This is a genomic window from Ketobacter sp. MCCC 1A13808, assembly GCF_009746715.1.
Classification (GTDB): Bacteria; Pseudomonadota; Gammaproteobacteria; order Pseudomonadales; family Ketobacteraceae; genus Ketobacter.
The window spans coordinates 744998-765257 of the sequence record NZ_VRKW01000001.1; the positions used below are offsets into that span (position 1 = coordinate 744998).

General features: G+C 44.8%; 14 protein-coding genes and 1 pseudogene. 4 read left to right on the forward strand and 11 right to left on the reverse strand.

Features of this window, described 5'->3' with window-relative positions; translation table 11 throughout:
• Positions 1–42: 42 nt before the first annotated feature.
• A complete protein-coding gene (locus tag FT643_RS03200) occupies positions 43–834 on the reverse strand; it encodes a CpsD/CapB family tyrosine-protein kinase (RefSeq protein WP_156869215.1) in 792 nt (263 codons plus the stop codon).
• Positions 835–1609: 775 nt separating this feature from the next.
• Here FT643_RS03200 and FT643_RS03205 point away from each other — a divergent pair.
• The gene (locus FT643_RS03205) at positions 1610–2896 is read left to right on the forward strand and encodes an oligosaccharide flippase family protein (RefSeq protein WP_156869216.1); all 1287 of its coding nucleotides are present in this window, start codon (positions 1610–1612) and stop codon (positions 2894–2896) included.
• On the opposite strand, the gene FT643_RS03210 is transcribed toward FT643_RS03205, so the two are convergent.
• The gene (locus FT643_RS03210) at positions 2893–3669 is read right to left on the reverse strand and encodes a hypothetical protein (protein ID WP_156869217.1); all 777 of its coding nucleotides are present in this window, start codon (positions 3667–3669) and stop codon (positions 2893–2895) included. The genes FT643_RS03205 and FT643_RS03210 overlap by 4 nt on opposite strands.
• A gap of 600 nt (positions 3670–4269) precedes the next feature.
• Between FT643_RS03210 and FT643_RS03215 the strand changes: the two genes are divergently transcribed.
• Together FT643_RS03215 and FT643_RS23280 are read left to right on the forward strand one after the other, a co-directional pair.
• Positions 4270–5271 carry a heparin lyase I family protein gene (locus FT643_RS03215; protein ID WP_156869218.1) on the forward strand — a complete coding sequence of 334 codons (1002 nt, stop codon included), beginning with the start codon at positions 4270–4272 and terminating at the stop codon, positions 5269–5271.
• A 115-nt stretch (positions 5272–5386) separates the two neighbouring features.
• A pseudogene (locus tag FT643_RS23280) lies at positions 5387–6107 on the forward strand (transposase domain-containing protein); the annotation flags it as partial.
• A gap of 91 nt (positions 6108–6198) precedes the next feature.
• Here FT643_RS23280 and FT643_RS03225 read toward each other — a convergent pair.
• The gene (locus tag FT643_RS03225) at positions 6199–7791 is read right to left on the reverse strand and encodes a GumC family protein (protein ID WP_156869220.1); all 1593 of its coding nucleotides are present in this window, start codon (positions 7789–7791) and stop codon (positions 6199–6201) included.
• 518 nt (positions 7792–8309) lie between these two features.
• On the opposite strand from FT643_RS03225, the gene FT643_RS03230 reads away from it, so the two are divergent.
• Positions 8310–9746 (forward strand): GumC domain-containing protein, encoded by a 1437-nt coding sequence (locus FT643_RS03230; RefSeq protein ID WP_156869221.1) that lies wholly within the window; start codon positions 8310–8312, stop codon positions 9744–9746.
• Positions 9747–9764: 18 nt separating this feature from the next.
• On the opposite strand, the gene FT643_RS03235 is transcribed toward FT643_RS03230, so the two are convergent.
• The 8 genes from FT643_RS03235 to FT643_RS03270 all read right to left on the reverse strand — a co-directional run bounded on the left by FT643_RS03235 (position 9765) and on the right by FT643_RS03270 (position 20086).
• Entirely contained in the window at positions 9765–10994 is a 1230-nt protein-coding gene (locus tag FT643_RS03235; RefSeq protein ID WP_198043277.1) for a glycosyltransferase family 4 protein, read from the reverse strand.
• A 31-nt stretch (positions 10995–11025) separates the two neighbouring features.
• Positions 11026–12759 carry a glycosyltransferase family 39 protein gene (locus FT643_RS03240; protein ID WP_156869223.1) on the reverse strand — a complete coding sequence of 578 codons (1734 nt, stop codon included), beginning with the start codon at positions 12757–12759 and terminating at the stop codon, positions 11026–11028.
• Between the two features lie 173 nt (positions 12760–12932).
• Positions 12933–13910 (reverse strand): NAD-dependent epimerase/dehydratase family protein, encoded by a 978-nt coding sequence (locus FT643_RS03245; RefSeq protein WP_156869224.1) that lies wholly within the window; start codon positions 13908–13910, stop codon positions 12933–12935.
• Positions 13911–13912: 2 nt separating this feature from the next.
• Positions 13913–15598 carry an FAD-dependent oxidoreductase gene (locus tag FT643_RS03250; RefSeq protein WP_156869225.1) on the reverse strand — a complete coding sequence of 562 codons (1686 nt, stop codon included), beginning with the start codon at positions 15596–15598 and terminating at the stop codon, positions 13913–13915.
• A 56-nt stretch (positions 15599–15654) separates the two neighbouring features.
• Positions 15655–16995, reverse strand: coding sequence for an O-antigen ligase family protein (locus tag FT643_RS03255; RefSeq protein WP_198043278.1), 1341 nt, complete (start codon positions 16993–16995; stop codon positions 15655–15657).
• A gap of 103 nt (positions 16996–17098) precedes the next feature.
• Positions 17099–18079, reverse strand: coding sequence for a hypothetical protein (locus FT643_RS03260; RefSeq protein ID WP_156869227.1), 981 nt, complete (start codon positions 18077–18079; stop codon positions 17099–17101).
• A gap of 118 nt (positions 18080–18197) precedes the next feature.
• The gene (locus FT643_RS03265) at positions 18198–19016 is read right to left on the reverse strand and encodes a WecB/TagA/CpsF family glycosyltransferase (protein WP_198043279.1); all 819 of its coding nucleotides are present in this window, start codon (positions 19014–19016) and stop codon (positions 18198–18200) included.
• Positions 19017–19159: 143 nt separating this feature from the next.
• Positions 19160–20086 carry a glycosyltransferase family 2 protein gene (locus FT643_RS03270; RefSeq protein WP_156869229.1) on the reverse strand — a complete coding sequence of 309 codons (927 nt, stop codon included), beginning with the start codon at positions 20084–20086 and terminating at the stop codon, positions 19160–19162.
• Positions 20087–20260 lie beyond the last annotated feature (174 nt).

Consider the following 20260-nt stretch of genomic DNA (forward strand, 5'->3'; position numbering starts at 1 on the left):
AGTCATTACCAGCAACTACTTGAACCAAGCGAGCTATGAATACTAATACCCCCACTCCTGCTGAGCTTTCCGATCGCTATCTGGAGCATTATTAAGCACATAGCCGGCAATATTTACATCTTTCAACAAGTCCATACAGGATTCCAGCTGTTCGCGGGTAGTATGACCGGAATCCACAACCACCAATACCGCATCCAGGTTTGCGGACAGAGCGACCGCATCATCTCCCACGAATACGGGGGGCAAATCAAAAATGGCTACCAGGTTATCGTCATTCTGCCTAACCTGGTCAATGAGAATCCGCAATGCATCCCCCATTAACAAATCGGAGGAGCCCTGCAGGGGGTGCGTGTTAACAATCACACCTAAATCGTCAATCCCGGGACAGACAACTACCTCTTCCAGAGAAGCCTTCCAGGATAAAAACTCACCCAGACCGTAATCCGGGTCGATTCCGAACATTCGGCTGAGTGCAACTTTCCGCATATCCGCATCAATCAATAGCGCAGAATGGTTCGGCGTCATCGCAATAGCAACAGCCAAATTAGTGGCTGTCAACGTTTTACCGGAGGAGGATGACGGTCCTGTTACGCCAATCACCCGCCATTTATTCTGGGACATCACACGAAGAATTTTAGTGCGCAGTAAGCGGTACGACTCCGACACCGGGTTGGTCAGCATACCCGCAATAATCTTGTTCGACTCCAGCAGCGGCTTCGGAACTTCAATTCTGTTGTCAAAAGCAGAACCCAGACCAGATACAATTCGCTTGTCTTCCTGAACAACTTCGCGGGTTTTGTTCGCCTGTTTAATTGCCCTCGTAATACGATCCATATTATTCAAACCTTCCAAAGGAAGATAACTTCCTGAAAATGCAACACTTCATTATCGGTATTAGCCCCCATGCTCAAATGTTCCGGAATAAATATACGCCTTGGTTAACATACTATCTACCAAGGGTCACCACTTTACGGCAGACAACTAACTCAGTTCATTATAACGTAAGGTGCTTATATTTGGCCTGCTACCTACAACTATATAGTGTAGCTTTGATCACTATTTATGAAATAATTTCAAGCCCCCTCAGCGCAGGCGAACCCCACCATGTGCAATCAGGGCATTGATCGGGCAAAACTTCAAGCCAGCCTCAGCGAGAAAGGCAAAATTTATACCAAGATAACAATACTGGTAAGGAACACAACAACATCGGGGCACTGTTTGTACCTTCACCCGTTATGCCATCGGCATATTCACTAATTCGCTCCTAAACCACTAAGTCTCGACGCTTATACGGTGACCTATAATAAGCCGAGGCGACAATATTAGACAGCTTTATCCACCTAACAGCATCGAAGTCTATACAGAAGTTAACACTGTTATATACAGGCCCGCGAACCAAGCAAATTCTGAATTAAAACTTACAAGCCATTATCAATGAAACAGTTTTTGATTCAGGTAGAGTCGACTACAATGACCCCGCAAATTATACCAACCGATAGCGCGCACTGCATTATCGGTATCAATTTGAAATTCCGGGCTTCCACCACGACCATGCGATCGACTGGTCCCAAGTATGCCCTGATTCCAAGCCATATTCACAAGGCCACGTATGCGCAGCAGCCCCTTTATTAAAAACATTATGCTCATGATAAGCGGAGGCGCAGCGGGCTCACTGTTTTCTTTGGCCATAGCACCGATTATCAGCCGCTTATACGACCCTGCCGACTTCGGTGTAGCAGCACTGTTCCTGTCCATTGCCGCACTCATAGGCAACCTTGCCCCGCTCACCTATGAGCGAGCGATTGTGATAAGCAAAACCCAGGATGAAGCAAATTCGCTGTTGAACGCCGCGTTATTTTGCATGTTAACCGTACTTATATGCACCACGTTGATCTTGGTCACAAACTCAATGCATAGCTTCCTTCCTTATCAGGATAAGCTCGGAGCCTGGCTGTATCTAGTACCCGTAATGGCGCTAATAGTCGGATCCGGAGTGATTCTCGAGATGTGGACCGTACGCTACAAACACTTCAAAAATCTGGCTATGGCCAATATGGTAGACCCAATATCACTCGGTTCAACCAGGCTGGCACTGGGTTATTTTCTAGGGTCGGCCGTTTGGCCGCTAATTAGCGGCCTATTTATTGGTGCACTTTTCAAGATCGGAATTCTGGCTTCTTTAAGTTTAAGCACACTGAAAACTGCATTTAGGAGCTTTAACGCACGATCCCTCAAAAAGACCCTGCGGGAGTATAAGGATTTTCCCATATTTAATGCGCCTGCAAGCTTTATCAACCGACTTGCGTCCGAGCTGCCCATGTTGATATTCGGAGCACTGTACGCGCCTGAAATCGTGGGTTTCTATGCGATCGCTATCCGCCTGCTGCAAGCCCCCGTTACGGTCTGTTCCAATACTGCCAGGAAGGTATACCATCAACGCTTGGCCGAGCAAAAAAACAACGGTAAAAGACTTACGAAGTCGTACATTCAATTTCTGGCGTTCTGTTTTGTAGTCGGCCTGGTACCTTTTGGCGCACTTTATTTGTTCGGTGAGGAGTTTATAACCCTGTTGCTCGGGGAAAAGTGGAGAACAGCGGGCGTCTACAGCGAAATACTAATTCCCTGGCTTTTCTCTCTTTGGCTTACCATACCCAGCTCGGTCGTCGTTGAGGTGCTTAGAAAACAAAATATTTGGCTATATGTGCAAGTATTTCACCTGAGTTCAAGGTCGTTAGTCTTCTTTCTGGGCTCCCTATACGCTCTCAGCATCGAGGAGATGTTGCACTATTTTGTTCTGGTTTGCTTGGCTGGAAGCTTACTGGTCATGACAGTTTGCTTTGTGACCTCGTACCGTTATGACAAGGGTTTGAGCGACGCCAACTCTCCTTCCCCTTAATCAGTAAACATAGAAGCCCATCGGGTATCTTTATAAGCGGCCTTGAGTTCCGAATAGTTCTCTACTAAATCTGGTAACTTTTCCGGGTTTTGGCGCTTTAACACGGTGCGGGGAGGTAATCTATCCATACCTAGAAAATCCAGGATCTGCTGGTAAACTTCCGGATCACGCACAAAATCCTCATAAAACACAGTCATGGTCTTATGGTTCTTAAATGTCGTGTTCGCTGTCTCAACCCTTGATTCCGTCTTTTCGAAAACATCTCTAAGCTCTTCGACTGATATATAAACTTTCTTTTTTTCCGTCGCCCCCCTGCCCTGATGGGTGGACATCCACTGGTCATTAGCGACCGCAATTTTGTGGGATACATGGCTTTTCAACACATTACGGCGTTGTAAGTGGATCACGCGAATGTCCTCCATGCGGGCAAGATCGCCCCACACATCACATGTTTCCTGATCCAACGGATGATAATAAAAAATTTTGAAGCCTTTGGCCTTGATATAAGCTGGCTGCTTACGGTAAGCGGACTGCAGGATAGTCTTGTAGTTTCTGCCACTCAATTTCCAGAATTTCTCGCCTTCACAATATACGTTCGGATGAGAATTCAGATAAGAGAGCAATAGGTTCGACCCGGTCCGAGACTTCGTCAAAACCATGAATTTCTGGTAATCACGCCCCCCAAACAAACCGAGCACATTCAGTTTAACGACTTTATATGCTTTAGCTGGGTCTTTTTTCGCTGCTTCAAACATTTCGATGTATTTGTTCATTGGACCTTAATACCTTCAACCACATCCCACCAAATGTCCGTCGATTCAGAACCTGGACTGAATTGGCTGCAGACCCCAAGGCCAGCCCCCCAAACTGTCCGGGAACCAGATCGCCCTATGGACTCGCGGCACAAACTATAACTCTAGCCCAAATCCTGCCCACCACGACAGTGGCCCAATGGAAATGGCCCAGTAATAAGACAGTAGAAGCAGAATCGACAAAGAGCCGCAAGATTACAACCGAAAACTAGCCAGATCAAGACGAAACAGCCCGTACGGGCCGTTTGAGAAAAGCCCAATCAAAATGACATAGAAGATCACACCAAAGCTCGCAAAAATGAGACATACCTCACACTAGTACCCCCTCACCCCCCTATAATAAGACCATCAAATAACTGCACAAGTTTTCGTATGTGTCAGTTTCCATGGAATATGTGCAACCCACATCTCAGAATTCGATATTGCGTGAGGTCTGTATCACATATCAGCGGATCAATGCCCTGCCTTGATTATTTCTGGCTATGGCTTGGACTATAATGAATTCGTTAACCCAGCGAGCACTTGGCTCAGCAAAAAGCGATTTAGTAAGGAGATTTTTCAATGAGCAGATTTACTTTAGGAGTGCGCAGAAGCACATTAAAAAATGTGTGTAAAGCACTTACAGCGAGCCTGGTACTAGCTTCGCCCCTAGCCTATTCCGATATTTTATATCGCGGGGATTTTGAGACTGGATATATAAAGACAGGTGGAAAAGACCGCAACAATAGTTTTTATTATGGTGCTTTCGGGCCTAACTGCTCAAACAGCGTTAATGCCTACAATAAAGACAACGACAACCGTTTGGTAACTAACGACGTACGATACGGCAAATACGCTAATGCCCAAACAATCAGGTATAACTGCAACTATAGCTCCCTCAATAACGGCATTCACCAAAAGCCGCGTCAGGCTATAAGTATTTACGAAAGCATGAAGATCGAAGAAGGCAAAGAATATTGGGTCGCTTTCTCTTTCAAAGTGGATAGCAGCTGGGTAAGTGACCATGCTCACAACAGAGACAGCATATTCCAGCTATACAAAGAAAAGAACTCGAACGGGTCATCGGGCCGTAGAAACAGCGCCAACGCTATCAATATCGAAGAATTCGAGGGCAAGTTCAGGGCTGAATTCAGAAACAGTTATAGCAGCCCAGGCAAATCTAAAGCCTACTTTTGGCCTACGGTAAAAAATAAATGGCAGGATGTTGTCTTCAATTTCCGTATGTGTAAAAAAGGCACAAATAACTGCAACGGCTTTATCAAAATGTACCTTAACGGCAGCTCCAAACCTGTTTTCACTCATAACGGTACAAATACGGAAACAGATCAGCATAAAGTGGCACTGAATATTTACAAGTACTCATGGCATTGTATGGATGCATCTGGAAAGACTTACAAGCAATGTATGTCTAACAAAACATCGACCCGCTCAACTAAGCCCAGAACAGTTTACTTTGATGAGCTTATGGTGGGCGACCACAATAGTAGTATCGGTGAAATTGCACCATATTACTTTGGTTCAGCGCCTAACCCACCAAGCTCATTAGCTGCAAAAGTTAACTAACCGTGAAAACTGAAAAGTCAAAAACCGCCAATGGCGCAATGCTGTTTACTTAAGAATGTCAGTTGACAGCAGGGTTTGAGAAAATCCGATATCATATGTGGTATCGGATTTTTTTATGTCTTGTCAGAATGATTTACTTGATCTAACCGAACTATTCAATTTTTCCAATCTCAGCTCTTTTACTCAAAATATCCCTATCGGGTAGGCGGAATCAGCCTTACGACTTTCCAGTTCAGCAACCATTCGGTGACGTCGATTGCCCACAGACCAGGTACGTTGGTTAGTGTTAGGTATGGACCTGTTTCGCGATGAGCCCGTTCATGAGGCGGCGCGGCGGCTCAACATCTGCGCCCAAGGGTCGGCATCGGACAGCTTGCTTGCTCGCAGCGGCGTTGCCAGCGCCCGAACCCGTTGCGCATTAGTTTTGCCAAACCGGCAGCCAATGGGAGCATGAGCGTTATCCAGATGATATATGGAGTGGCTTAAGGGTCATGGCCGTTAATGGCGCATTATTTCGGACACAAGATACGGATGAGCTTCGAGCCCATTTAGGACTCCACAAAAGCGGTGTCACGCCTCTACCAGCAACGGTGCGGAATTTAGCCCGGCTTTCGCGATATTAAAAATTCCATGCAGAAAAATGCCATCACGCTACGAAGCAAGCAGGTTGAGTCAGTTTATCAGGCGTTGTGGGGGCTACTCTTGTGCTACGATTCGCCGAGAAGCGTCGATGACAGAGGTAAGCTTTGATCGGTCTCCAGCGGATATCCGCTTTAAGCCGGTTTGCGATTATATCGGCGCAGCTCATTGTGATGGCGGCATCAACGCCCCTATCCGGTGAATCGCAATGCTGCTCCTCTTAGGTGAACAGCATTGCGCCAATGGCGGGGGCATTAATATATTGCAGAAGCGACATAACCAGACGAGTTAATCAATAACAGGGATGATGCCAATTGGCTTCGCCCCGGTAATAGCCAGCATATCTCTTGCACTACGTACCGTATTATCCATCGCCTCAGACATGAAAACACGACCACCGGCGACGACAGCTGCAAAAATAAACGAGAGCATAAACAACGCTATTCGATTTGGTCTAACGGGTTCCCGCGGCAAATTTGCTCCAGCAAGCAAAGTAAATCTCTCGCCTTTTTGCTCCTGCTCCATACTTTGCGCTAATTGCGCTTCGTACAATCTACTTTTAATGTTTGAATACTCTTTCTGCGCTCTCTCCAGATCACGCATCAACTGATTATATCTTAATTCCACTGCGGGATTGGCGCTGAACTTTTTGCCCAACTCATCTATCGTACTTTGGAATTGTGCTTTTCTTGCTTTCGTGCTTTCCAGCTGAGAAATCACCTGATTCAACTCCTCAGAAATCGAAATGTATTCGGGGTTGGTTGCCACCACCAAATCACTTTGTCCCGCATAAGTACCAGCTTCTATCTCATTCTCCAAATCCTGAATTAACTTTTGCTGCTGAATCACATCCGGATGATTTTTAGTGTATGACTGCAATGCAATCTGTAAATCCAGCTTGGCCTGCTGGAGACGAACCACTGGATCCTGCATAGCTGCGGAATCGGTGTTATCAGAAATAACGTGCTTCCGGGTGCCTTTCAATCGCGCCTTCAATTGGCCTTCTCTTGATTCCAAAAAGCTAATTTCGCCGTTGATATTGATCAACTCTTCACGCTTACTACCCACTTCTTTCCTGGCATCATCCAACTGCTCAGGCAGGAACTCAAAATCTTGCTCACGAAGTTGTGCAATTTCGTTTTCCACTCCCTGAATTTCGTCTTTCAGCCGCGCCTGCACTTGGTTAAGGAAAGTAGTTACCTGCACCGTTTTCTCGGACCGGGCACTTTTATTTTCAAGCAACAATAACTGAGTTAATTCGCTGGACATCGTTGCGGCCAATTTCGGGTCAGTCGACTCGTAAGCCACGACAAATGAAACCACCACGTTGCTACTACGCCCACTCTTACTCTCAGTGACCGAAACGTCCATCAAATCAACATACAAATTTTCAAAAATAGTATCGAGAACCTCCAACTCATCTTCAGTCAGTTCAGCTTCGACGACATCAGGGCTTGTGGTGGTCAGATCTCCGAGCCCTGAACTCTCAATATCTTCAACAGTCAAATCACTGTTACTCAATTCTTCTGCCAAGGTCGAATCCACAGACTCCGGGTCCGCTTTAGGCGCTGGCTCTGGCTGGGATTTCAGCATGCCGACCTTACGGGCCAGTTTGATCAAATTTTGCTGGGAGTAGGCTTTTTGCTGTAAAACCTGGATCCGCTCCTGGATATTTCCGGTAATGGTTGTCGACACCAAGTCAGCGGATATTTGCCGCTCGATCAACACCGTGGACTCCGATCGGTATATGTAAGGCATAGACAGTACTATGGCGACACCCACCACCAGTGTGATGGCAAAAGTAACGATGAAGGCTATTTTTCTCCGCTTAATCGCATCCCACAGGTTTCCAATATCCTTCAAACTACTTGCTTCATTCATCGATCTAAAATCCTTCAGGGTTGGACACGTGAATTCACTTAGGCTGGGTGACCTGACTAAGGATGTCGTATTATTCTCTTCAGTCCATTTTAGCGCAATAGAAAGAGTGTGACACTAAGACCACAAACTATCCCAATCAAGTAACAATGCGTAAGCAGCCTTTACAACTTTTTGGGCCAAATAGCTGAATCGCTCAGATCAACCAACATACTTTCCCTAAATATCGGGGCAATTCAGGTCTATAGTAACAATTGCATAAACAAGTTCACCTTCGTTACCTTGACTTTAAAGGAGCCGTAAATGCAAAATGAGCCTAGCATTTTCCCTGGATCTATTGGCACCACTTTCCCTGAATATTACTACGTTCAGTAGCAATATTCAGGGAAAGTGGTGCCGTATATCAATCAGACTAGGCAATTGAGCAGCCTGATTGAACAGCTTTTCGGGTCTGTCCCCACCGCCGGCTAACCAATCAATTGAAACCAAAAAGATAGAAACAAAAAATAATGGCTAGCTATATGAATTATATGAAAGTCATCTTGCAACTTATGGATCGAATTCCGAATTGGAAACGGTTTTCCTTTACCTTTTTCTCCGTACTTTGCATTGGCTTGGTGACGGTAAACATTATTCCGCCAACTTACAGATCCTTGGTCAAAATAATGTTCACGCAAGACGAAATCCCTGAACCATTGCTCAACACCACGGTAGAGGGATCAATAGAGGAAAGGGTTAAGATACTTTTCACCAAACTAACGGCACCCGAGCAAATCAAATACTATGTCGTGGAACATGAGCTAAAGTCTCATTCTCCAGATTCACTTACAGAAGAAAAAATTGACCGCTTAACGGACAACCTCCTAGATAAGCTATCCTTTAAATTCTACGAAGAAATCGTAGGTTATCAGGCCTGGGGAACGGCCATTTACAAAACCACGGGGTTCGTCATTGGAGTGGATGGCCCTGATCCAGAACTCACTGTAGCCATAATTAATGCCCTGGGCGTTGACATGATCCTTGAAAACCAGAATTCAAGAGTTAGCGAAGCTCAAAGCGCGCTGAATTTTGTATTGTCACAAGAGACGTTCTATAAATCGAAGATAAAAGAGCTGGAAACACAGATTTCCACCTTAGAACAGACTAACTTTGATATCCTGCCAAAGCAAAATCTGGCAAACCGCAACAAACTGCTGAAGTTAAGATCTCGTGCCAATTATTTAAGCAATACGATTGAGCTAGAAGAAAGCATTCTCAGCCAAACCAATCAGCAACTCGACTTGTTCCCATCAGACGCCAATGCGGATCAGGTAACCGCGTATTTACAAAAATTATTAAGTGATTACAAAACCCAATTAACCATGCTTAATGAAAACTTTAAAACCGATCATCCCGATATTGTGAATCTGAAGGAAAACATACGAGAACTTGATCATCAATTGGCATCCGGAAATACCATACAAAACGCATCTATTCTGAAGCAGTCAATTTACTATAAACGAATAACCAATAAAAAAGACAAGCTTGTCTCTGAAATAACCAGAAGAAAGCTGCTTTTAAACGAAGCCAAGAAAGACATTGCCGAAATAAGCAGCATCCTCCGCAATGCTGACAATTCAATAGAGAAACAATATAACGGGCTTGCGTTAGACCAACATATTGCACGCACGGAATTGGACGAACTAAGAAGGAAAATATACCACGCACGAGTAGCACTCGCCCTGGAAAAATCAGGCAAGGCAGGGAGGTTAGACCTCGTGTCCCAAGCAACTCCACCCAAACGCTCAATTTACCCGAATAAAACAGCTTATTACATCTTCATTGTTTATGTTGCTCTTTTAGCTTCCTGGATGAGCACCAAAATGCAGGCTCGAAAAAATGTCACTATAAAGAGCAGAAAAGATCTCGAATCAATTGTCGGCTCTAGGCTGGTTTATACTATACCGACTATTCCTTAGACCGAATTCACAAAAACATTAGGTTTCGAACACTTCCACAAGCCGTTCGATATTAGTTTCTTTTGAAAACTCATCAAAGACGTGAGATTTAGCACGAACAACCATCTGAGACCTCAATTGGACGTTTGATATCATCATCAGCATTGATTGCGCCAAATCGGCTGGATTCTCAGGTGCGGCCAACAACCCGGTAATTTGATCTATCACCAGCTCAGGCACTCCGGAAACTTCCGTGCTAATCGAAGGGATGCCATAGGACATTGACTCCATCAAAACGACAGGAATTCCGTCAATGTCCCCACTCTTAGCATCCTGTTCACACGCCAAGACAAAACAGTCCAGATTACGCATCCAACCCGACACTTTGGATTGATGCAAAGCGCCAACCAATTTAACTTGATTCTGGATACCGAGCTCTTTAATCAGGCTTTCGATTTCCCTGAGCTGAGGCCCACTACCTGCGATTTGCAATTCGAGTGGTTGCTCATCACTTAATTCCAAAAGTATTTTATATGCCCGCAACAATGTAAGAAATCCCTTTTTCCGGACCAACCTGCCTAAACTACCAAAAACGAATCGCCCTCGCGTCGAATCGGGTCGACAAATGTCCTGATCTAACTCGGGCAAATCCAGGATGCATCGGATAACAGAAATTTTAGACGATTCTACTCCAATGGATTCCAAATACTTTTTATTAAACTCCGAAATGGTTACGACGGACTTGGCTCGCCGGGATTTCTCCACCAACAACTGTCCATGGGTGTAGATGTCCGTCGCGTGCGCTGTGACGGTGAAAGGAATACCAGACAATGACGATGCGTACATTGCTACCTGGGCTGGACTATGAATGAAATGCACGTGAAGATGATCCACATTTTTCTTGCAGAGACTTCTAGCTAAGTAACTGGAAGCAAACAACTGCACCAACAACTTCCCTTTTACCTGCCAACCTTTTAGCTCAATAGCATCATGGATAAAGAGCTGAAGCGTTTTAAATGTGGCCTTGGGGGACGCGCATAGACAAACCAAAAATGCGCATATATGCGACACTATTGATTTCGAGTAAATTGAGTGGGCCGGTGGCAATCCGTCCTTGTACACATCGAAACTGTCCGGGTTCTCTCTAAGCGCATAGGTGGATATTGGGTAACCCAGGGAGATCAGCACTCGAATTTCACGATAAACAAACGTCTCGGATACCACCGGATATTCCGGAACTAGATAAGCAACATGTTTTTTCGGTTTCAAGTGATCCCGCCCTCTCAAATTAACGAATGCACTAGTTAATGCTTTTTACTTTATATAGTTCAATATACGGACCAGCACCACCCGATGACTCACCGATGAAAGTTTTTACAAGTTCCAGCGTAGAGTTGTTGCGTATGCTTTCCACAAACTGCGGACCGGTTTCCATATATTTAGGGGACTTGGTTAAATAATCGGGACGAAGCACTATGTACTCGACACCTTTAGAAAGATACCCTGCCAAATCAGTCAAATTAGTGTTGTTATATAATTCCAGATCATAACGTTTTCCAGTATTGGCTTCTAATTCGAGCCGGAAATACTTAGCCTTCCCGGGTTGATTTGTTTCTTCAAAATGCTGGATCGCCAATTGAATATTTTCTCTTGAATTCAAAATTGGTGTACTACCGCGAAAACTTTGAGCGGTGAACCCCTCCACTAAAATTGTGGCATTTTCCGGAACATTTTCCTCGATCCAATTCCGGGACACCGTACGTGAGTCCTGGATTGAAAAGCGCATATTTTCCTCGATTACCCCTCTTACACCACCAATCGCCAGCAGCGCAACAAAAACTATTGATAAAACCGAATAATCCAAATGCACATGCTTACTCAGCAATTCGGAAACAATCACAATAAACTGTGCAGCGAATAAAACGATGACAGGAATAATAGGAAGTACGTACCTGGGGAACATCAAAACAGGATCTGCAGATAGTGCTAATGCCAAAAAGAACACACCACCAAACAGCAGAAGTAATATGGCTTCTATCTTAGGTTTTAGAAGCGCAACCAGCATTCCCACCAGAGCAATAACAAAAACGACTAGACCCATACTAGAAAAAATAGCATCGATGTAGAAAGTTAAAGGACTAAGCGCTTCCCCGCTTTCATTTAAGCCACCAATGTCGGAGGAATCCGAGCTAGCTATTTGGCTTTTATAAATCTGGAAAACACCAAGAACTACACTTTTAAAATAAATCAAAATTCCCGGATTACCCAGGATATAAACAAGAGCGAGAAGAATACAGGCTAGAATCCACTTTTTATCAAAAGCAGCTATCAGAATGTTTCGGCTTTCAGATTTCTGGCGGACTATGTGTGCTACAAAGAACGGAAACACCAGAATAAAACCAGGCATCTTAGTCATGGACGCTAATGCAATAAAGCACGCTGCCCACAAGTAATTGCTGATCTTATTATCTTCCAGAACCCGCAATATAAAAATAAAAGAAGCCAAACAAAGACAGGTCAGCGGAATGTCCACTGTAATATAATGGGAAAGCTGAGCGTGCAGCAAATTGACGCAGAGAAGCACCGCGGCTATGACCCCGGCCAGTCTAGAAAACACTTTACTTCCGACTTTATACATCAGAAATAAACTCAATGTTCCAATAACAGCTGTAGTAAAGCGCCCCATCAAATAGAAATAACTGGGGTCACGAATAAACAACAAAGCAAAATCTTTTGCTGATTCAACCATTCCAACCAACTTCAGGAATACAAACAAAAGCCCAAAGTCTGCGAATAGCACATAGAAATATCCACCTTTTCCTATGCGGGTAAAATCAAAACTACCGCTAGCCAGCTGCAATGCACGATTGACTTCGAAGCCTTCGTCCTCGTGATAAAGATTAGGTAGTCCGAAAGAAATACCCCACACTCTAAGCACTAAGCCAATAAATAAAACACCAAGCAACACCCACAACAAAGGAGACTGTCGCACTTCCGATATACTGCTTTTTATATGAACCCAGATTAGCTTCATCGACACTCCCTCAATCCCTTCTGAGAAATTACTTATGTTCAAAGTTACTTCAGCCGCAACGTTTTACGCCAATTTGTTTGCACCTGAATCCAATAATATCTATACAACTCTCCGAGCTCTCGAAGCACGAGCCCGCCGACAATGAAAGCTCTGCGACCAACCGGCCCATTTGCTTACGATCCAAACCGATTCTTGAAGTATTCTGCACTCTCTTCAACACCCCGGGAATAAGGCACCCATCTAAAGCCGAAAACGTCTTCAATACTTCGGCTATCCAATTTAATATGCTGTCCCCAGAGTCTACACAATGAAGGCGGAATACTTTCAGGAAGCCAATCGCTCCGCATCCGGAATTTTCCTGAAATGCGCTCTAGAACTTTAATTGGTGGAGCTATTATTTTAGTCTCGACCGCTAATGTCCTGGAATGTAAAAATTGCAGAGGAGTAGCGTCTAATGCCAGTGCAAAATCCTGAAAATACCGATTCCAGCGCGGACTGTCAGGTGCGGCCAGATTAAATATAAACTCTCCCGAATTTTCTGAATCCCTAATGCAGGATAATGTGGCAGCTGCGACATCGTCAACATGAACCAGGTTTGACCAGCCATCTCCTGCCTCAGCTAAATCCCCGAGGCGCGCGGAACTTAACAGCTTGCCAATTCGGTCTGTCCAGAGCTGACTACCAGGCCCGTAGATACATCCCGGCCTCAGTATATATACTGTGCCACCCTGTGAAACATAAGAGCTAAAAGCCCTTTCAGCAGCAATTTTAGCTTCGCCATACCAGCCAATATCAGCCTGCGTTGCAGCGGATTCTGCGACCAGCCCTTCCTGCCCTCCGTACACCGACATTGTACTCATATGGACACACTTAGGTTTATGCTTGCTGTTCTGAAGTACATCAACAAGCGATACCGAAGTTTCAATTATGGTTTGTTTAGACCCTGTTACGCAATTCACCACACAGTCAACATCGGAAACGACCCGAGCCAGATGCTCCCTGTCTAGTGCATTAAGTGAGATCGCTTCTGCACCCTGCGAAGGCCCCGGCCCTCTTGACGCGATAATTGGACTACACCCTTCTTGTTCAAGTAATCTTTTTACGATTACCTGCCCCAAAAATCCCGCGCCCCCCAGAACTAATACTTTCATGACTATGCAGAGTGCCTCTGTTTCTGATGCGTACTTTTTGAATTCAAGGTAATGTGATTAACCAATCGTAAACCGAGGGCTAAAAGCGTAAGCGTTGGATTTGCCTGGCTGGAAGTTGGAAACACCGCGCTACTTGCAATATACAGGTTGTTCAGCCCATGGACCTGACAATTTTCATTGACCACACTCGTTTCCGGGTCGGCCCCCATTCTCGCCGTTCCGATATGATGCCCGCCATAAGCCCCAAATCGCATCAACTCTGCTTCGAAGCTCTCGTCATCAATTTCAAGTTTACCTACTCCTGCCCGTTCTAGCTCATCGGCAAATACCTGCATTGTCTTACGTACCGAACTAATATCTTGCTGGGTATACCGCCAATCAATATTAATTTTTGGCATATCCAGAGCATCCGTCTCGTCAATTAAGGTTATCCGGCTTTCAGGATTTGGTTCCTGCTCACCATGCACTTCGAGGCTAAATAAATTACTTTTATTCGTAAGAATAACGGAAGGAAACTTTCTTGATGCCAAATTCCTTTTTCGCACCCAGTTAAACGCAAATGTCAGAGTATCAAACGGCGTGGATAGTATATTTATTATATGCTTCAGATAATGGAGTATACCTTGCTCGTTACCATCTTTTAACCGAACCGCATATTCGTAGCGGATAAACCATCTCATGATATAGAGGGAAGAAAGCACGCCGTTCTTATGGGAAGGATCAATTATTTTCGGGAAGTGCAGCCGAAGCGCAACGTTATTCACCTTTAAACGCCGCTGCTCTTCTTCATTCAACATAATTCTACGTCGACAATAAATACCTTCGGGTGATATATCATAGCCATGATGAATTGACTCTATCGGCCCGGAGAAAGTCAGCTTGCCTACGTTACCTGCAATATGACATTGATAGTAGCGTCCTACAACATCGTGTTTGTTTCCGACGCCTTCGGGGTGGATATCGTTAGACGCCAGCAACAATCGAGCAGTTTCGATCCCACCTACAGATAGAATATAGGTTCCCCCCTTAACTGAAAACCGCTTGCCTGTCATGGTTTGGAAGTCAAGCCGATCAACTGTCTCACCTTGTTCAGTGAGTCGAATCCCAGTGCAGTTCGCGCCACTGACTACGCGTAAACCTACCTGTAATTCCAGTCGCCTTTTATACCTTATGAAAAGATTCGTTGGCCTCGAGAATCGCTCAAGACTGTTGGTATGTATCCGTTCTGATTCCAACCCCAAAATCTGCTCGGGTGTTCCTGGCGCCAATGCGGTCCTGGCGTCATAATCTGAGATGCCGGCTTCAAGCCAGTCATTAGCTCGCTGGTAATAGGGTGTCAACTGATCAGAGGTAATTGGCCAGCCACTAAAATTAACATAAGGTCTTTGCTCAAAGTCTATCGGGTCAAATGGTACACAGCGCCCTCCCCATATCGCGGTCGTTCCACCTAAGCGTCGTTGCCGATAAGTTTCAGGGGGATTGTGCAGTGCTCTGTCAGTTACGGTTCCTGAGTAAAGTGCCTGCATGTCGTCGCTCTGGTCTGACTCACCCGACTCAAGAAGCAATACACTAAAACCAGCTTCAGCGAAATCCAGCGCCATTGGAATGCCCGCCGCACCAGCTCCGACTATCACAATTTCTGACTCCAGCACATCTCCTTCACGAACATCTGCAGTGTTTGTAATCATTAACGTTCCAAATACAAATTAAAAGTAGTCATACAAATCTGAATAAGTCACAGATATTAAGCCAATGCAGCAGAGCCGAACCTACTATCAATAGAATTCTGACGATTCCCCAACATGAGTTTTTTCTTATCTGAGAGTGCGAGAAGAAAGCCGAACAGCATATAGGCATATTGCCAATAGTCTGTTGCTGTATATCGAAGATACTCAATTTTTATCTGATCGAACAGAAAATACAAAATTAATAGCGTCGCAAGCTTGGGGAAATTGTCCAGGTAAACATCCCCGGTTTCCCCTTTTATTGCCGACCCAACCCTGCTTAGCATAGCCAGGAAAAAAATCACATATGCGCTAAGCCCAACCAACCCCACTGTACAAAGTATGAACAAATACAAATTGTGCGGTGGTGGATCCATCACAGTATGATCAGGTATATCCATTTCTTTTTCCATGAACAAATTCAGTCTTGGCCCGTGTCCCAGCAACGGTTTCTCTTCAAAGAGTTTTATCGCTGCAGGCCAGGTTTTGGAGCGCGTATCCGGGACACCACCCTCAATCTCTGTTCCTTCAAGTCGATCGAACAAACGATTGTAGCTGGTATAGTTAACGACTATTACGGCCGCAACCACAAATAGAACCAAGCTGGAAGCGAGCAATTTTATCACCCGAACCACGCCGAGCACATTGCTCATAGACATCAGGAACACTGCAAAAAACAATATTAAACCAATGAGCCCTCCCCTATTCCCCGTGGCGATCAAACAACCCAGGTTGGCCAAGGTTAATAGAATTAGATAGGGTTTCTTTTTCTTGTTTTGAGAACAGATAAGGTCATAACAAATCAGTAAGATCGAGATCACGAGGTACTCTGCAATTAAGCCAGGCATAGTCGACCCAAACGGCCCAGCCAATCGTAAGTCATCACCAGTCCGAGCAGGCACAATAGAAAAGGAGATCCCGCCCCCCAGGTTGATTGAATACTGATCTCCCGCCCACATTTGCAAAACATTGTAAAGTAACACCAGAACGTTTAAAACGTGCACCAAATTAAAAAAATACTCGTATGACTTGAGTTTCAGTACGAAATTGTAAACAAGGGCCATACTCAAGAAACTCGATACTAATGCTATCAAATAGTAAATATGATCGAGATTCTGCACTGGATGCACCTGAGTCAGGCTTAAAAAGTAACAAAACAATATTGCAGCCAGCGCAGGTAATAGCGGTATCGAGGTAAGTGATTTTCTTAGGTAAAGAAAGAAGGAAAACAAAAATGCCAATACAACATTGAGCGTTGCGTACCGTGTATCTACGATCTGAAACGGAATTAATAGTACAAAAAAGCTAACGAGGAATTTTTCTGAGGCGCGGTAACTCAAAATCAAGGCGACAAAACACAACACCAAAGCCCCGCCAATCTGGTAGATTTGAGATAGCGTCAGTTCCATATCAAGCGCGTTCCAATTTGAATTTAAAAATATTCATATACACATATTGCAATCACTAAAAGACGCCGGGCTTGGGGTTAGGGTCATCCATTGAATACCGTCGGACGCCCAGCATGCGCAGCATAATATCAGCTTCGTCCCTGTCCTTATCAGATATACGAGACATCCATTTAGCAGACTTGGAATAATCTTTTTTCTCACTTTCCCAGTTCGACGATGCCTGCTGGGATGGTTTAACCAGATCAGACAGTTGGGGGACATTTTTTAAGTCCAGGACTTTCGTCAATTTGGGCCACTCTTCTAGCGGGCTATTAACCAAAGATTCATAGCAAAACACTCGGTAGGTTTCACTTTCAGCCTGCTCCAACGGATATTGATTTTCTATCGCCCATATGAGGGTATTCATCTGGGCAGGACTTAAATCCTTTTTCAGATAACGACCATATCGCTCCCCCAACCCGGCTTCAAACTGTGAATCATGACGATAATAACTCAAACGAGCAACCGGGTCCCAGGACTCACCCCCCAACCGTAATTGAGACTCTATCACTGCGCCCGGGTGCCTAAGAATCAGTGCAATTCTTGTATCAAAATTTGCCTGCAGCCAGCTTAACATTAGATTCGCGCGAATAAACTTTACCAAAATTGATTTATGGTTAAGCGCAGTAGAAAGCATACGGTAATTCTCAAGGAGCTGGGTGAGATGACGCCTGTATGCTTTGATGCTTTCCCAGGATTCCACCTTACTCAAAGAGGGTATTACTCTATCTGGAATCATACGGTAGTCTGACCAGATCGAACGAAACTGCCCATTAAAGACATCGCTCAAAAAGGATTTTAACTCGGGAGACTGATGCTGTTTATCAAGGAAGGCATATTCGAATTGAGGTACTTTACTGGAGACCGATTTTAAAGGCTCAAATACTGGCCTCAAATCATTGGCATTCGCCAGTGAATCCTGAATCCACGTTGTTCCACTGCGCCCTGACCCCAGTATCAACCTGACCGGCTCGCCACCCATTACTTCTTCTTTCATGATTTCAGTCTTAACTATCCCATTTCAACACAAGCCACCCCATTAATCTGTACTGCCCTTGCGCTAAATAGATGTACACAATAACTTAAATTATGGATTCGAAGGGAGAAATGCAGACTTAACCATCACCAATCGGACGCGACATTTTAATACGCAGTTTCAACACTTTAAACAAAAACACGACATTGCCCACAGCATACCGCCTGAACAACCGTCTGGGCTCTTGTGCCAGGCGAAACAACCATTCGAAGCCAGCCTTTTGAATCCAGACCGGAGCCCTTGCTACCGTACCGGTAAGAAAGTCAAAAATAGCGCCACCGGAAACAATCAATCGGACACCGGGCAGTGCATGACGGTTATTCTCGACCCATAACTCCTGCATCGGAACGCCCATTGCAACAATCAGGACCTGGGCGCCGCTATCATTAATCTTCTTAAGAATTTCGTCCGTATCCTTAAAATAGCCATCAGAATACCCTACCACTGGTGCTTGAGGGCATCGTGCCTGGATTTCCCGGCTAGCCTTGGCAACGACTTCAGGCTTGGCACCCAACAAATATACACCCTTTTCGCACAATTTAGGGGTGCTCAAAATCTTCGGTATCAGATCTGTGCCATTCATGTTTTCCTGGAATCGAAATCCAAGTAGGCTGGCTCCGATTTGAATTCCGACGCCGTCATTCAGAACAAAAGTACTTGAATTCAATGCTTTGCGGTATTCCATGTCAACCTGAGCAATGTTGAAACAATGCGCATTCACGAAATTCACCACGACCTGGCCACCGGTTGCCATTTCAGCACGCAGTTGGTCAAAAAATTCAGAAGTGTTTAGCCTATTCATTGATAGGTTGTAATAGGCTTCTTTCATACTTCTGACATACGTGGAATCACTAATTATGTTTGCTTCAAATAGACTCTTCGATGGAGAACCAGTCATACAAGTTCCGTTTAAGTTCAATACATGTCGAAAAGTAAGCATTAGGCTAACCTTTCCCGGACGGGAAATCATTTCGAGATTTGTTACCACTTAACACTGTTAGGCAACGAATTCAGCCGCTATTCACATAATTTGACGCTATTTCAACGATAATCATGCATATCTACTTTAGTAGTCCCGTTAACTACAGTTTGAAACTCAGCATCCTTAAGAAAATGCTTGTAGTAGACTTTAAATAATAGACGATGTGCGTACAAAGTAACCCTTAAAATATTCACCAGAATTGGTAATTTTCGACTATCGTCACCTTTTGAGAGATTACGTTTGACTGACTGAATCAAAGTGAACTCCGATTGTAGCTTTGACGCATTACCAATGACATTGTGCCCATAGGCTAAGCGCTTGCTTTTGGCAAATAGCCCCTTAAGGTCACGTGGAGGGTGGCGCACAACCACTTCGTCTGCATAGGTTTGCTGTAACGAGCCTTCGTCATACACACGCCGCCCCATCTCCATATCACCACCTGAAAACAGGCTTTCTTCAAAACCTCCGAGCTTCTCCAGCAGACTTCGCCGAACCCAGACATTTGCAGTAGGCGCATAATGAATGGAGCTCATATGCCACCGGGTATTAAAATCTATCAACTGTTGATAATCGGCAACCGTCTCACTAACACCCTCACGAATGACCTGGATACTGCCACCGACGTAGTCATGAGTATCCAGTTTCTGCACCGCATTGACGATCCATTGCCGGTCGACAAATATATCAGCATCGACAAAGCCGATCAGTGAGCCGTGACTGCATTCTATACCCCTGTTCCGGGCAAAATATGAACCCCGGTTGGGATTTATGCTAACTTCAACCAGCTTTTCTGTCCTGCAGAACTGTGAAATATCAGGATCTGCGCCATCATTTACCACGATTATCTCAAGCTCGAAACCCGGCACGCCGTGGCACGCTTTAATTGAACCTATGGTGTCACTCAGGCCTGCCAAGTCTTTATACACCGGAATTATAATGCTTAAAAGACTGGCGTTAGCTGGGTTACTAAAGTTCAATTTATTCATATACCACTACCTGAGGATTTTAATTTCCACTTGCCTGTATATTGCATTGTTGTGGAGCGTCATTCTAAGATTGAATCTGGATGGCAAAACCATGCTAAACGCCTGTAGCACGGGTGATAAACGTCAGCTCATGAGCACCTCTGATTCTCAGCACCAGTAGTCAATTGATTTTGT

What these genes read in the sequence shown, in the direction of transcription:
- FT643_RS03200 (WP_156869215.1), bottom strand. Translation starts at nt 834, where the DNA reads ATGGATCGTATTACGAGGGCAATTAAACAGGCGAACAAAACCCGCGAA.
- FT643_RS03205 (WP_156869216.1), top strand. Translation starts at nt 1,610, where the DNA reads ATGCGCAGCAGCCCCTTTATTAAAAACATTATGCTCATGATAAGCGGA.
- FT643_RS03210 (WP_156869217.1), bottom strand. Translation starts at nt 3,669, where the DNA reads ATGAACAAATACATCGAAATGTTTGAAGCAGCGAAAAAAGACCCAGCT.
- FT643_RS03215 (WP_156869218.1), top strand. Translation starts at nt 4,270, where the DNA reads ATGAGCAGATTTACTTTAGGAGTGCGCAGAAGCACATTAAAAAATGTG.
- FT643_RS03225 (WP_156869220.1), bottom strand. Translation starts at nt 7,791, where the DNA reads ATGAATGAAGCAAGTAGTTTGAAGGATATTGGAAACCTGTGGGATGCG.
- FT643_RS03230 (WP_156869221.1), top strand. Translation starts at nt 8,310, where the DNA reads ATGAATTATATGAAAGTCATCTTGCAACTTATGGATCGAATTCCGAAT.
- FT643_RS03240 (WP_156869223.1), bottom strand. Translation starts at nt 12,759, where the DNA reads ATGAAGCTAATCTGGGTTCATATAAAAAGCAGTATATCGGAAGTGCGA.
- FT643_RS03245 (WP_156869224.1), bottom strand. Translation starts at nt 13,910, where the DNA reads ATGAAAGTATTAGTTCTGGGGGGCGCGGGATTTTTGGGGCAGGTAATC.
- FT643_RS03250 (WP_156869225.1), bottom strand. Translation starts at nt 15,598, where the DNA reads ATGATTACAAACACTGCAGATGTTCGTGAAGGAGATGTGCTGGAGTCA.
- FT643_RS03260 (WP_156869227.1), bottom strand. Translation starts at nt 18,079, where the DNA reads ATGAAAGAAGAAGTAATGGGTGGCGAGCCGGTCAGGTTGATACTGGGG.
- FT643_RS03265 (WP_198043279.1), bottom strand. Translation starts at nt 19,016, where the DNA reads ATGACTGGTTCTCCATCGAAGAGTCTATTTGAAGCAAACATAATTAGT.
- FT643_RS03270 (WP_156869229.1), bottom strand. Translation starts at nt 20,086, where the DNA reads ATGAATAAATTGAACTTTAGTAACCCAGCTAACGCCAGTCTTTTAAGC.